The sequence below is a fragment of the Phaeobacter sp. 11ANDIMAR09 genome, assembly GCF_001294455.1.
Taxonomy (GTDB): Bacteria; Pseudomonadota; Alphaproteobacteria; order Rhodobacterales; family Rhodobacteraceae; genus Pseudophaeobacter.
Genome location: NZ_LIKT01000045.1, coordinates 1 through 13,708 on the forward strand (window position 1 = coordinate 1; position 13,708 = coordinate 13,708).

General features: G+C 54.4%; 13 protein-coding genes and 1 pseudogene. 10 read left to right on the plus strand and 4 right to left on the minus strand.

Annotated features, from left to right (window positions below; all coding sequences use genetic code 11):
• Together AN476_RS21115 and AN476_RS21120 are read left to right on the plus strand one after the other, a co-directional pair.
• Positions 1–425, plus strand: a pseudogene (locus AN476_RS21115) (hypothetical protein); the annotation flags it as partial.
• A gap of 134 nt (positions 426–559) precedes the next feature.
• On the plus strand, positions 560–1,696 hold the full coding sequence (locus AN476_RS21120; protein WP_054463751.1) for a Fic family protein: 1,137 nt from the start codon (positions 560–562) through the stop codon (positions 1,694–1,696).
• A gap of 83 nt (positions 1,697–1,779) precedes the next feature.
• Here AN476_RS21120 and AN476_RS21125 read toward each other — a convergent pair whose 3' ends face one another.
• A complete protein-coding gene (locus AN476_RS21125; protein WP_054463752.1) occupies positions 1,780–2,376 on the minus strand; it encodes a DUF6088 family protein in 597 nt (198 codons plus the stop codon).
• Positions 2,377–2,623: 247 nt separating this feature from the next.
• Here AN476_RS21125 and AN476_RS21130 point away from each other — a divergent pair, with 247 nt between their 5' ends.
• From AN476_RS21130 to AN476_RS21145, 4 genes are all read left to right on the plus strand, one after another.
• A complete protein-coding gene (locus tag AN476_RS21130) occupies positions 2,624–2,878 on the plus strand; it encodes a helix-turn-helix domain-containing protein (protein ID WP_157063831.1) in 255 nt (84 codons plus the stop codon).
• Between the two features lie 259 nt (positions 2,879–3,137).
• The gene (locus tag AN476_RS21135) at positions 3,138–3,440 is read left to right on the plus strand and encodes a helix-turn-helix domain-containing protein (protein ID WP_157063830.1); all 303 of its coding nucleotides are present in this window, start codon (positions 3,138–3,140) and stop codon (positions 3,438–3,440) included.
• The gene (locus tag AN476_RS21140; protein ID WP_054463754.1) at positions 3,433–4,653 is read left to right on the plus strand and encodes a type II toxin-antitoxin system HipA family toxin; all 1,221 of its coding nucleotides are present in this window, start codon (positions 3,433–3,435) and stop codon (positions 4,651–4,653) included. Before AN476_RS21135 ends, AN476_RS21140 begins: the two co-directional genes overlap by 8 nt.
• A gap of 307 nt (positions 4,654–4,960) precedes the next feature.
• Positions 4,961–5,158 carry a hypothetical protein gene (locus tag AN476_RS21145; protein WP_054463755.1) on the plus strand — a complete coding sequence of 66 codons (198 nt, stop codon included), beginning with the start codon at positions 4,961–4,963 and terminating at the stop codon, positions 5,156–5,158.
• Between the two features lie 51 nt (positions 5,159–5,209).
• On the opposite strand, the gene AN476_RS21150 is transcribed toward AN476_RS21145, so the two are convergent.
• Complete coding sequence (locus AN476_RS21150) at positions 5,210–5,953, minus strand: hypothetical protein (RefSeq protein ID WP_054463756.1); 744 nt, start codon at positions 5,951–5,953, stop codon at positions 5,210–5,212.
• A gap of 229 nt (positions 5,954–6,182) precedes the next feature.
• Positions 6,183–7,133: a hypothetical protein gene (locus AN476_RS21155; protein ID WP_054463757.1), complete on the minus strand. Its 951-nt coding sequence runs from the start codon at positions 7,131–7,133 to the stop codon at positions 6,183–6,185.
• A 30-nt stretch (positions 7,134–7,163) separates the two neighbouring features.
• On the opposite strand from AN476_RS21155, the gene AN476_RS21160 reads away from it, so the two are divergent.
• From AN476_RS21160 to folE2, 3 genes are all read left to right on the plus strand, one after another.
• The gene (locus tag AN476_RS21160) at positions 7,164–8,096 is read left to right on the plus strand and encodes an IS5 family transposase (RefSeq protein WP_054463758.1); all 933 of its coding nucleotides are present in this window, start codon (positions 7,164–7,166) and stop codon (positions 8,094–8,096) included.
• Between the two features lie 245 nt (positions 8,097–8,341).
• Positions 8,342–9,367, plus strand: coding sequence for a stealth family protein (locus AN476_RS21165; protein ID WP_054463759.1), 1,026 nt, complete (start codon positions 8,342–8,344; stop codon positions 9,365–9,367).
• Between the two features lie 341 nt (positions 9,368–9,708).
• Positions 9,709–10,797 carry a GTP cyclohydrolase FolE2 gene (gene folE2 / locus AN476_RS21170; protein ID WP_054463760.1) on the plus strand — a complete coding sequence of 363 codons (1,089 nt, stop codon included), beginning with the start codon at positions 9,709–9,711 and terminating at the stop codon, positions 10,795–10,797.
• A 10-nt stretch (positions 10,798–10,807) separates the two neighbouring features.
• On the opposite strand, the gene AN476_RS21175 is transcribed toward folE2, so the two are convergent.
• The gene (locus AN476_RS21175; RefSeq protein WP_083464449.1) at positions 10,808–11,638 is read right to left on the minus strand and encodes an SDR family oxidoreductase; all 831 of its coding nucleotides are present in this window, start codon (positions 11,636–11,638) and stop codon (positions 10,808–10,810) included.
• A gap of 701 nt (positions 11,639–12,339) precedes the next feature.
• Between AN476_RS21175 and AN476_RS21180 the strand changes: the two genes are divergently transcribed.
• On the plus strand, positions 12,340–13,218 hold the full coding sequence (locus tag AN476_RS21180; protein WP_054463761.1) for an ArdC family protein: 879 nt from the start codon (positions 12,340–12,342) through the stop codon (positions 13,216–13,218).
• The last annotated feature ends 490 nt before the right edge of the window (positions 13,219–13,708 follow it).

A 13,708-nucleotide genomic window follows, 5' to 3' on the forward strand; every position in this document is an offset into this window, starting at 1 on the left:
CGGCGGAGGCGGTTGAAGATTTTGAATCTGAGAAGATCTTGGCAGCCTATCCCGAAGACAGGATCCGAGACCGGCGAACCAGTCTGCGCCTAATCGCTGCGGCCCTGAAGGCCGGTGTGAAGCTCGATGATCTGAAGCAGGCAGTCAAAGCCTACGCGAAGGAAAGCGAGGGCTACACCCGCAGCAAGGTCTGTTTCTCGGACAACTGGTTCAAGATGCGGCGTTGGGAAAAGGGGCTGGCCCAGATCCAGGCCGACCGAGAGAAAGCGCGAGAGGCCGAAGCTAAGGGGCGCGCCAGCCTCGCCGAGTGGATCCACGAGCGCCATCCCCTGTGCCGCCACATCACCAACCGGCAGATCGAGGATTTGATCGCTTCAAAGCTGGTGACGTCTGAGCAAGTTCGAGCTGCGGGGCTGCAGGCATGAGAGTTGTTGCGCAATTTGAGATTGGGATATCTATATCTCAAAAATGACCCGTTTTTCTGAGGTAGTAGTTGCGAAAAACGCAGAAATTGAGATAAGGCTTTCAGTAACGCAGAAAACGGAGTGGTTTCTGAGGTATGGACATCGCGAACTTCAAATCTGGTCAACTTGAGGATCAGTACGAATATAAGGCATTTCTGCCAGAAACCATTTGTAATGAATGGGTTGTAGCTGACCCCGAGCTTTCAGAGCTCTTGGGTCGAGCTGACCGTGCCTTGGGAGAATTGAACGCCTTTGCACAGCTGATCCCCGATATCGAGTTCTTTATTCGCATGTATGTCGCGAAGGAGGCTACGCAATCTAGTCGGATCGAAGGCACTCAAACCAACATCGAAGATGCGTTCAAGGATGCTGATGACCTGAATCCAGAAGAACGCGACGACTGGGCTGAGGTGCAAAACTACATCCATGCGATCAACTTTGCGATTGAAGCCCTAGACGAGTTGCCCTTGTCGAACCGATTACTGCGTCAAACGCATGAAATATTGCTTTCTGGAGTACGCGGTCAACAGAAACAGCCAGGACAGTTTCGTACCAGTCAAAACTGGATAGGGGTCAGCTTGAAAAACGCAGTGTTTGTACCGCCGCATCATGACCATGTTCCAGATTTGATGGGTGATCTGGAAGCATTCTTGCACGCGGACCATCTGTTTGTGCATCCATTGGTGCGGATTGCCATTGGGCACTACCAGTTTGAGACAATTCACCCGTTTTTGGACGGTAACGGGCGTCTGGGGCGCTTGCTAATATCGCTATATCTGGCGTCAGAGGGGCTGCTAGTACGGCCTGCGCTGTATCTGTCGGACTATTTTGAACGCAATAAGACCGCGTATGTCGATCACTTGATGGCCGTGCGCCAGGGCAACCACTTGCGGGAATGGCTGGTGTTCTTCCTTCATGGCGTTGAAGAAACAGCGCGTGCGTCAGCAGACGTATTCCGGTCTATTTTGGCAATCAAGGAACGGATCGAACGAGATGTACTGCCTCGGTTCAGCGCGCGCCGACAAGACAACGCGCAGGCGCTAATGCGGCACCTGTATGCGCGTCCGGTTGTGGATGTGAACATGGTAGCCGAAATCATTGGGGCCACCGGCAATACTGCGTCCGCGCTGATAACCGATATGGTCAGTCACGGTGTTTTGGTTGAAGTTACGGGGCAACGCCGAAATCGACTGTTTGTTTTCAACGAATATATCGAGCTGTTCAGGAGGTAGGCGTTCAGAAACTGGTTCAAGTGGCAGCTCCCTGCAAAGCCCGTCTTTGAAGACTATTCGGCCGTTGACTAAATGATCCACACTCATTTATGCGCAACAATCTGTTGCACGACGGGATGCATCCAAGCAGGAACGTGCCTGCTTTGCTTTGCCAAGAGCTTCCGATCATTGTCGTCCAGTGCGCGTGCAAGGCGGTCGACGACTTGACTGTCCACACGTTCCTTGCCGACATAACGCAACGCCTGGAAGACAACCCCAGTCTTATGTCCTGCGCCGACCAATGTTTTGGGGGATGCTTTGCGGAACTGGATGACTTGCTGTCCAACTTTCTTAGTGCGGGTTGGGCCGTCGGTCATATAGGTCGGCTTGGATGGTACCTGAGTGGAAAGGCCCAACTGATTGGCAGCCATCGAAGGAGAAGGTTGCAAGATCTGACCGTCCTTTCGAGCAACAGCTTTTGCGATGTCATCGGCGGAAGGCGACAGAAACCCGAAGCGTGGGCTCTTCTTCGGGTAGTCATACAGCCCCCGCGTCAGTCGCCGGATCACACCCTGATCAGCAAGGCGTGACAGGGCCTGATCTACGCTTGCGCGGGATCCTATGTCGAGAAAATCGGTCGGCGCAAAGATTGCGCCGCGACCTTTTCGGATGATGCGTTGCTTAATGTTTGACGTAATCATGTTCGAACTCTTTGTCAGAAAATATGGTATGTTTTTCTGAAGATCGACGGGCCATGGAGCAACCCCTCGGTAGGTGCAACTGGCATAGGGCAAAGAGGAGAACTGGTGCGAAATTTACGCTACAGCGCAAAATTCGGAAAATTACGCTGCAGCGTAAGTTGTCGTGGGCTAGACTGCTGCGCCTATGATCTTTAGATCATACAGAGGATTTATGACCTACGCATCATGTGCGGCGCTGGAGGCAGGCTTGCAGAACTTCGTTCGAATTCCCAGAGATCTTGGGCATGCGATCCGTTTGGCTCGTCGAGAGAAAAACTGGACGCAGGCCGATCTCGGCACTCGCAGCGGCGTTTGGCAGGAAACAATATCGAAAGTTGAGGCCGGGCGGGGTGGCACAAAGCTCGACACGATCTTGGCGCTGTTGGCAGCCCTCGACCTAGAGCTTTTGGTCAGCACACGCAGTAAGGGCTCCACATCTGATTTTGACAACATATTCGACTGAAGTTTCTCAGTGACAGCCGTTAAGCCTCAGCGTTTCTTTGTTCTCAGCTCGTGTGACGCAGGATGCTAAGCCTGAAGGTGCAATCGGATGACCGGGTTATGTTTCTTAACGGTGACTTTAATGCGTTCAGTGTTATGCTGAGGTAACATAGATCGTGATACGAGCGGGAGCGTTGGATTGTCAGGTTGAGCGGTGAAATTGACATTAATGTTTTCTCAGCGTAACATTTTTGGACTTAGTGTTTCTTGGAGGTATCTTTATGGCTGTTTCGATCAAAATGCCCAGAGCGGCACGTAAAGAGCTCGTGACACTTGGGGAAAACATTCGCGTTGCACGACTGCGCCGCAAACTGACCGCTGAGATTGTCGCGCAGCGCGCTGGCACAACGCGGCAGACCATTGCCAAAGTCGAAAGCGGCAACCCTGCAGTCAAGATCGGCACTTACGTGGCAGTACTGCAGGCGCTCGGCCTTCTGAAAGGTTGGGGGGATATCGACGATCCAGTTGGCGAGCAGATGGCCCTGGATGACCTCCCGCAGCGTGCGAGACTGAAAAATGGTTGAGGTTTGGATCGACTGGAAGGGGCTGAAACGGGTTGGCACGCTCCACCGCACAGCGGGGCGCGGCCGAGAGCGGGTGTCTTTTACCTATCATGACGACTGGCTTGCCGACGAAAATGCCTTCGGGCTTTCGCCGGACATGCCTCTCGTCAGAGGGCAATTCGTGCCGGTAACAGGGCAGGATATGCTTGCGCCACTTGGGGATTCTGCCCCCGACACCTGGGGCAGAACGGTGATGCGGCGCTATGAGGGGCGCATGGCAGAGGCCGAAGGGCGACGTCCGAGAGTGCTGCAAGAAACCGACTACCTACTTGGGGTGAATGATGAGACCCGTTTGGGTGCGCTGCGCTTCAGGGTTGATGGCGACTTTCAAGCGCGCGAAGGCATCGGCGTGCCTGCGCTCGTAAGCCTCGGGGATTTGCTTCATGCGTCTCAGCGCGTTCTGCGCGGGGAAGAGACCGCAGAGGACCTCAAAATGCTGTTTGCACCGGGAAGTTCTCTGGGCGGCGCTCGGCCAAAGGCCAGCATCCTTGACCAGCACGGCCGCCTGTCTGTCGCCAAGTTCCCGAAAGAGACCGACACCTATTGCGTGGAACGCTGGGAAGCCATTGCACTGGAGCTCGCAAGACGCGCCGGAATTACGGTTTCGGATCACACGCTTGAGATGGCAGGCGACAAACCGGTTTTCCTGTCCCATCGGTTTGACCGGAACGATGACGGCAGGATCCCGTTCATCTCAGCCATGGCGCTGCTGGGCGGCAAAGACGGCGAGAGCTACAGCTATTTAGACCTGGCCGATATCATCACCTCAGAAAGCGTCACTCCCGATCAAGACCGTGAAGAGCTCTACCGCCGGGTTGCCTTTTCCATTCTTGTCACGAACCTCGATGACCATATGCGCAATCACGGATTTCTGCGTGGGCATGGCGGCTGGCACCTCTCACCGGCCTACGACATCAACCCTGTGCCGAACCAGCCGCGTGTGCTCAAGAGCTATGTCGACGATGACAATCCGGATGCCAGTATCGCCCTGCACCGCGCGCAACATGGCTCCTATCTTCTCGAACGCGGCGAGGCAGATCGCATCATTGCCGAGGTGGCCGAAGCGACTATTGTTTGGCGTGATGTTGCCCGTGCCTTGGGGGCTCCGGAGCGAGAGATCAGGGAGATGGCAACAGCCTTCGAGCACGAGGAAGCGGATCTGGCGCGCGCGTGAACTGGGGCCGCTGTTGGATTGGATTGACCGAAAGCCGTTTGGCTGCAGCGAGATTTTGAGGTCCTTGGCCATTCTGATGCGTTACGACGTGGCAGTCGATTTTGGAGTGCCGAACTCAGATCCTCAACGCCGTGTTTCTGATTGCTGAACATAAGCGGGCAGCCGTAGCAGGCGCGGTGCAAGCCACGCTTCAACAAGAAAATTCCCCTGCGCCAGCGCATTCCTCGCGAGACAAGTTTCTCGCTGACAGCCCCTTGGTGCCAGCTTTGGTCATGTTCATCGAAACACTCAAAGTGAGGATCAAAAGATGGCTACTCAAACTCTGAAACTGAACGTCAAATCCGGCGAAAAAGACGGCAAGAACTTCTGGGACCGCTGCGGCGTCCTCTTCGTGAACACCGACGACAGCGGCAACATCACGTCGATCAACGTCAAGCACAGCATGTTTCCCGACGTCGAAATGGTCGCCTTCCCGCGCCGCGATGAAGAACCGGTCACCGAGTGACCTCAGCGCCAGGGCGGGTTTTCCGCCCTGGCTTTATCGCATCGATACACCTCACCAATATCGCCGTGGTGAGTGGCGCTGAAGTAACCCAGCCAAATCACGGAACTCATCTAAGAACCATGCGCGATCTTCTTCCCAATCCGCTACTGCAAATTTCAGATTGCTGCGACCGCTCCGCATGTCCGCCAGCATTTTCAGATGCCTCTCGATGGAGTGAAATCGCTGGTATGTCGCAGGTCTGCCCCACTTCTGGTACTTCGCATCAAGATCAGTTGGAATCTCGATCCGAAAGCAGACCTCCAGCCGCTTTTGTCGCTCCCGGCTGACCAACCCTCGGGTCTTTCCCACTCTGTATCCAACATAGGCCAAGGGCGAGCGGTCTTCGCCGACGAATGAGCCGTCTAGAAAGGCGCGCATATCCCTTTTGATGTCCGGAGGAATGGCGCGCTCAATCAGGGTATCATATTCCTTCTGGGCTTTGTCACGCTCGGCCTGTTCGCGAGCGTTGGCCTCGGCCTTTCTGCGTTGCGCCTCTTCTTTCCGATTTTCTTCTTCCGCCTGGACCCTGCGCAGGATGCTGGACACCCACGGCAGCTTTCCGAACCACCGAAACCGTCCCAACCACAAGAACAACGCATCTCGCTGCCACCAGATCCATTTCGGCCCGTTCTCGGTCAGGTTGGAAATCAGCCACCACAAGAGGATTAACACGGCAATGACGAGTAGTGCCGGGAAGATCATGAACAGCGCCCCAATAATCCCGATCCATAGAGCTGCTTTAAGGTAAGCAGGCATCCGTCAAATCTCCATCGCTGTGATGTGGTCACAGGCTTCGAGGATCAGGCTGCGGGTCCAGTATTCGCCGCGTCGGTGCATTTCATTTACGGGATTGTAGGACTCCAATCGTGCACGAACAGGCACAGAACAGCGAGGCGTTTCTGATAGCGCCGGGACCGGGTGTCGCTGGGGCAATCGGTCAAGTTTCAAATCAAAGCGGAGCATAGGCAACCCTTCCCAAACATGGTTAGTTGCCCCGAACTGCAGACATGAGCTCAGAAAAGTCTGATACGACATCATACTTTACGCGGTCATTCGGGACGCTGTTTGCAATCTCCTCGAAAAACTTTCTGGCGCACTTGATTTTCTCACGTTCCAACTCGCGGAACTTGAGAGACGGCTGAGAACCTTTTGTTTCCGCGACAAAATAAATGTGCTGCACTGATTGCTCCTTGAAAGCTATCGCCCAGTCAGGATTGTAGTCTCCGACAGGAGTAGGAATGAGAAAGCCTTGCGGTAGCTTTGAATAGACGACGATTTCATCGCTTGTATCTAGGTCTTCGACAAATTTCCGTTCCACCCCAGAGTCGACCACAGCATAGTCGTATATGTGGTTTCGCAACTTCCCGACGGCGTGCGTTAGGTCTGTGCCACTCTGGGTCGCGGGGAAAATATCTGTGTCGTATCTGTCGGCAGTTGCATCATAGGTCAGATGCTCGATGACAGTCGTGGCTTTCTGCTCTTTGATTATGCGTGAGGCCTCAGAGATGAACTGTTCCGGATTGGCCTGGAACGTCGAGAACTTTGCAGCGCTCATGCCGGTCAGGATTTCGCCGACCGTTCCGCGCGTGAGCTCTGCACCTTCAGCGAGTTTGCCTATGACGTCATACGAAACAAGCGAGTGGGCAGAGTTTCTTTTTTCGCTGCGTATGCCCGATTGTTTAAACGCAGCTCCTGTTCGAAGCTGGGTTTCAGTCAGTTCATCCGAAAGTTTACCTTCGGTGACGACGTATTGCAGTGGCGAGACAACGAGATCTCGGTCCAAAGCGTCAACGCAGCGTTTGACTAGATCGTTGGAGTCAAATTCGACCTGATAAACAGCCTTCCGGTTGATGCGCTGCCAAAGTTCCTGAAACTCCTTCTTTTCGAAGTTCTTGTTTCGCGGGGCTTTGTTGCACAAATCCCTGTAGGGATTCACTGCACGAATCCAGCATGATAGCTGGGAGACATGAGCAGTTGGCACCCCACAAAGTACAAAACCACGAACTGGTCGGCTTACAATGATGCGCTGAAGCAGCGTGGATCGTTGACGATTTGGTTCGACCCCGGGATGACATGGCGGCCACCTCCGACCGGCAAGCGTGGTCGACAACAGCAGTTCAGCGATGCGGCGATCCAGACATGTCTGACCATGAAAGTCCTGTTCGGCATGCCCCTGAGGCAGACGACTGGTTTCGTCGAGAGTCTCCTGCGGCTGGTCGGACTGGATTGGGCAGTGCCCGATTTCAGCACGCTGTGCCGCCGCCAGAGAATGCTGAACGTGGAGCTGCCGTATCGTGGCGGCACCGGTCCGCTGAACCTCCTGATTGATAGCACGGGCATCAAAGCCGAGGGTGAAGACGAATGGAACGCACGCAAGCATGGCGGCTCCAAACGCCGCATTTGGCGCAAAATACATATTGGGATTGACGAGGAAACGTTGGAGGTTCGGGCCGTAGAGGTCACAACAAGTAATGTGGGCGACGCGCCCATACTGCCAGAACTACTCGACCAAATTCCACCCCATCAGGACATAGGATCAGTCACTGCTGACGGGGCATACGATACCCGCAAATGCCATGACGCGATTGCCAACCGTGGCGCTCACGCCGTCATTCCACCACGCAAGAATGCCAAACCTTGGAAGCCCACGACTGCTGGAGCTGTCGCCAGAAACGAAGCGGTCAACACATCACGATACCTGGGCCGCGCCCTCTGGCGACGGTGGAGTGGATACCACCGCCGAAGCCGCGTTGAGACTAAGATGCATTGCATGAAGCTGATGGGCCAATCGCTCATGGCTCGTGACTTTGAACGGCAGGTCGCGGAGATCCAGATCCGCATCGCCGTACTCAACCGCTATACTGCGCTTGGCATACCCGTCACCGAGCCCGTAGGGTAAATCCGTCCGGGGTAAGGGGAAGCCTGCATATCATCCGGTTTGTGCAACAAAGCCTGACGAGAGGTATTCTAAATGCCAATCGCACCTGTGCCATCGGAGCGATCGATCTATATGACTGGGTTCCTAATCGAACGAGATGGAAAACACGAAAAACGAGTATAGTTGAGTTGGGGTGCCGAACGATCGATTGCCTCAGTCTTCCTACGCGGGCAATGAAATAACACACGAATGCGAGACTGGAGTTAATGCCAGAAACAAATCCAAATCAAAGTACAGGCGACAACAGCGCAGACGACCCTATCGATGCGGTCATAACCTGGGTCGACGGAAGCACCGAAAAACATCGACGCAAGCGCCGTAGGTATTTGGCGAAAGAAAATCGCCCCCTTCATGAAAACGCGACCAATCCGCATCGGTGGGCATGCAACGACGAAATCCTGTACTGCCTTCAATCACTGGAAAATAACGCGCCTTGGGTGCGGAGGATTTGGATTGTTGTCGACGAGGAGACGCCAGATCTTCAACCTCTTTCGAACAGTCTTCGGGCCAAAGTACAGTTTGTGTTTCATCACGAGATCTTTCGTGAGTTCAACGCGGATCTGCCGACATTCAACTCGTTGGCAATCGAAAGCATGCTCTGGAGAATAGATGGTCTTAGCGAGCGCTTCATGTATTTCAACGACGACGTATTCTTGACCGCGCCCTTGCATCCGTCAGACGTATTCCGAGGGGATGCTCCTGTGTTGCGAGGAAAGTGGGTGGACTATGACGACGCGCTTAGCCGTCCAGAAGTGCGCAACGACCCGGCCAAGTTCAATCATTACATGCAACTGAATGCAGCTCGCATGATGGGATTTGATGCAACTCGTCTGTTTGCATCCGCACATGTGGTTCATCCTTTGCGGCAATCGGTCATGTCACGTTTGTTCGAACAGCACAGAGAAGCCTTCAGGAACAATGTAAAACATCGGTTTCGTGATCTAAGCCAGTTCCTGCCTCAAGGCTTACACAGTCACGCATGCATTAACGCAAGGGAGGCTGTTTTTGAGACAAGCGTTGATCACCTCCATATCGTGAGCGGTCAAGGGGTCGGACGTTGCTCTTCTGAAACCCGATCCCTTCTGGCGAAGGCCACCAATCCCGCCATCAAGTTTTTATGTGTCAATGATTTGCCCCAATTAGAAGACGTCGTCCCAGAAGCGCGAGGCTGGATTGGCAGGGCGATTGGCGGATTTCCGGGGTCGAATACGACAAGCAATAACACCGGTTAAAACCGAACAGGCATTTCAGTATGCCTTTGGATTTCCTTTGTTGCGGTGAACAGAACGTTCGAAACAGACAGATGGCAAAACAACCCGATTTGGTTCGCGGTGTTTCCCCGAAGTGTTCCCGGGTTGGGTGAAAGCCGCCTTCAGAACCGCAGAGGCAAGTCTATGCGCCCATAAACCGAGAGGTGGAAAAGACATCGCCTGTTTTTAGGGGGATGTCCCTTGCGTGGCCAATCCCACAGCAACATTGGTTTTTCGACGTGGCACCCGAAATATTCTTCATGGTTTGATCCGATCGCCCACGTGATGCGTAATACTCATTGTTCTTTAAGGAGTTAAACACCATGAACGAGATCGTGCTACCCAAGCAACTGAACAATGCGAAGGCATCTACTGTCGCCTCTTCGGACGAAGAACAAAAAGCGCAGAACTCCAGCAGTTGCGACACAAAGTCAAAGGTAGAAAACGATTATTCTCATGCGGTTAATCAAAACACGATTGGTTTGAATCGCAGTTACCCAGAGAATTTTGTGGTCGATGCGGCTTACAAAGCCGCGATGCCCGATCTTCAAAACGGGCCGTCGAGCCTGATCAAGGGGACCAAAACCGAAATTCAGCATGTTGGCATTTCGAATTTCCGCCTGCCGCTAAAATGGCAGACACGCGCGGGTGAACCTTTAACGCTTGAGACATCCGTGACGGGGTCGGTCTCTCTTGAGGCGACGAAGAAGGGCATAAATATGAGCCGGATTATGCGCTCGTTCTACAAGTATGCCGAGGCTCCTTTCAATCTTGAGACCGCCGAGCAAATTCTGACAAGCTATCTGGATGACCTCAAAAGTTTCGATGCGCGGCTGCAACTCAGCATGCGCTACCCAATGCTAAAACGTTCCTTGCGCAGCAATCTTGAGGGATACCAGTATTATGACGTCGCCTATGAGGTGATCCGCAAAGGCGCATCATCAACGAAAATAGTGCATTTCGATTACGTCTATTCCTCGACGTGTCCATGTTCTCTGGAACTGTCCGAGCACGCGCGAAACAGCCGCGGGCAGATCGCGACACCACACTCTCAACGGTCCGTAGCACGGATTTCAGTTGTGGTCGAAGATGGCAAAACGATTTGGGTCGAAGATATGGTAGATCTTTGCCTGAAAGCCATTCCAACAGAAACGCAAGTGATGGTTAAGCGTGAAGACGAACAGGCGTTCGCTGAATTGAACGGATCGAATCCGATCTTTGTCGAAGACGCTGTGAGACTAATTTTTGCTGGCCTCGATCGCCAAAGGCAAATCGGTGACTTCCGAGTGATCGCAAGCCACCAAGAGTCTCTGCATAGCCACGATGCAGTCTCGATCCTGACCAAGGGCCGCACGTTCGAACAGGTTAGCTATGACCATAGACTGTTCGCGTCCATGTATCACGTGGGTTGAGTTAGGCTGATTACGACGACGGGCGCGGACGATAGCCGGTAAGGTGTTCCCCACCATCCAAAGCGATCATCTGCCCCGTTATCGCTTTTTGAGCAAGCAGGAAGCGGATTGTTTCGCATACTTCAGCCAAAGACGCAGGCCTTTGCAGGGGCAGCTGTGAACAGCGGTCACGAAAGTGCTCTTCTGTCCGGCCCGCTTCTGGTAAAATTGGGCCGGGCCCGATTGCATTGACCCGGATCCTTGGTGCAAATTCTTCTGCCAAGATCTGTGTCAGGTTCCAAAGCCCCGATTTTGATAGCGTGTAAGTTAGGTGACGCGGCGAAGGACTAAGCACTCTAGAATCGATCACGTTCAAAATGGTGCCGCCCGCCTGTTCCGGCAAACGATCCGCAAAGTGCTGGCACAATAACAAGGGTGATTTGACGTGCACCCCCATGTGTTGCTCAAAGGTCTCGGACGTGGCTGATGGCAAATCGTCCCATTCAAACACAGACGCATTGTTGACTAGGACGCCGATCGGTCCGCAGAGGTTTTCTGCCCTTTCAATCAACTTCGATGATTCGTCGGGAATGGAAAGATCAGCCTGTACGACCTCGGCACGCCCCCCAGCAGCTTCGATGTCATTTTTGAGACGGCCGGCCGCAACCTTTGAGCCATTGTAGTGGATGACAACGCGCCAGCCGGCTTCGGCCAGGTCCGCAGCGATCGCCCGCCCTAAACGCTTCGCAGCCCCGGTAACCAAAACAGCGCTGTTTTGCGGTGCCGGCTGTTCATACGCATCTGGAAAGAAAATGTCGTCGACGTTAAGCGCGGGTTTGGTTATTGGGGCCACCTTATTCATTGAGACTGTCCGTTGCGATTGGAGAAAAATGGATCGGGAACATGTAATCAATTACGAAGTTCTGCCACATATGGATCAGTAACTACCCGTTGCATCTGCTATTTTCTGGATCGAGTCTGAATCCGCTTTCTTTCCGCGAGATGGCTCTTGGTTAAAAATATCGGTATCTCTATCTGTGAGTGCCAGCGCCGGAGAGGCATCGGTCTAGACTCAGAACGGCTGAAAGCCCGCTTTCCGCCCATTGTCCAGAAAAATGGGACCGTAACTGTTGGCGTAAGAAGATAATGAACCCGCGCTTAAGCGCGCGGGCAACATCTCCCAGTAGACTGAATCGAGGCTCAACGGGCCGTTGGCCCGCTCACCCCGGTCCAGGCATCATTCCTTTTGTTTGGTCCGCCCAACATCCCTGACCGTGGCGGTCAACCATAGTCCATCCCCAAAATCAGCCACCAATTTCCCCTGTCTCGCAGGCGAGCCATTCCTCGCGGGCCAAACTGGCGTCTGATTTTGACGCAGACATTTTCTTCGCAAATGTGGCCGATTGACAGCCCCGTTCAGGGCCGTGGGTCGGGCTTTGCCCTCTCCCACTCTGTTCCGCCGAATACATGCGTATTCGGTCAGATCAGGTGGCCGAGGCGCAGCCCATCGTCGGAAGGGGGCGCGAAGCCTCATCCGCGTTACTTTGATTGAGGAGGCCACAAATGGCACCGAAGTTTGATGTTTATGCCCATGTCACCGACACCATTATTGCGGAAATCGAGGCAGGCACGCTGCCTTGGCGCAAACCGTGGACAGGGAGCGCGTCGGGCATTGCCCTGCCAACCCGACACAACGGCGAGGAGTATCGCGGGATTAATGTCCTGATGCTCTGGGTCATGGCGGCCAAGCATGGCTATGTATCCAGCCGCTGGATGACCTACAAACAGGCGCAGGAGCTGGGCGGCCAAGTCTGCAAAGGCGAAACGTCGTCTACCTTGGTCAAATACGGGACGTTCACCCGAGAGAACGAGCTGGGCATCGAGGAAGAGCTGCCCTATGCGCGCGCATACCGCGTCTTCAATGCCGATCAGATCGAAGGTTTGCCGGAGGATTACTACATCCGGCCCGAGGCCCCGCGCGATCTTGGCACTGAGGCTGATCCCGAGCTTGAGGCGTTTTTTGCTCGCACGGGCGCGGAGATCGTGACCACCGATGAGCCGCGAGCCTATTACAGCCCGGCCAAGGATCACATCCATATGCCGCCCGTAGCGACCTTTCATAGTGCGAAAGGGTATTTTGCGACCCTTGCCCATGAATCAATCCATTGGACCGGTAGCGAAAAGCGGCTGGAGCGGATAAAGAAATTTGCGAACCGCGAAGCCTATGCCTTTGAGGAGCTGGTGGCGGAAATTGGTGCTTGTTTCCTTGGTGCTCAGATTGGCGTCGCGCCGGAATTCGACCAAAGCGCCGCCTATGTTGAAGGGTGGTTGGAAGCTCTCAAAGAGGACAAGCGGGCGATTTTTCGCGCGGCGTCCGAGGCACAGAAGGCAGCCGATTTTGTCTTAGCAGCCGCAGGTCAGTCGAAAGCGGCCGCAGCATGAGCGGCCCCGCAATCTTACCCCCAATGACGTGCCGCAAATGCGGCGCCTCAAACCCAGTGATCTTTCTCGCGCCGGTCATCGTGAAAGGCAGTTGTTCGTGCATTTGCCTAGATTGCGCCGAGGCCCGTTCATGGCTGGATTCGGACGGCAACTTGAAAGCCGGTGTTGAGCTTTGAGCACCTGCGGCCCGCTTCACGTGGCGGGGCGCAGGCATTTTTGATCGGGATGATAAATTGTGGCCCGTGCTGCTGCGCACGGGCCGCTCTGAGAAACGGACTGTGCGGAGGATCGACTGGCTTTCAGCCCGCTCACCTCCTTCAGGCTTCTTTCAATTTGATTGGTCCGCCCAACATCCCTGTCACGTCCCGTCAATGGGCAAGCGCCGCGCGGGCGCGTCGTCAAAGCCTGCAACCCGTGTCCTCGCGCGAAGGCGCGCTGCGGGCCGCACCAGTTGCTGGCTTTGACCCATTGACTGGCCGCTCCTGGGCCA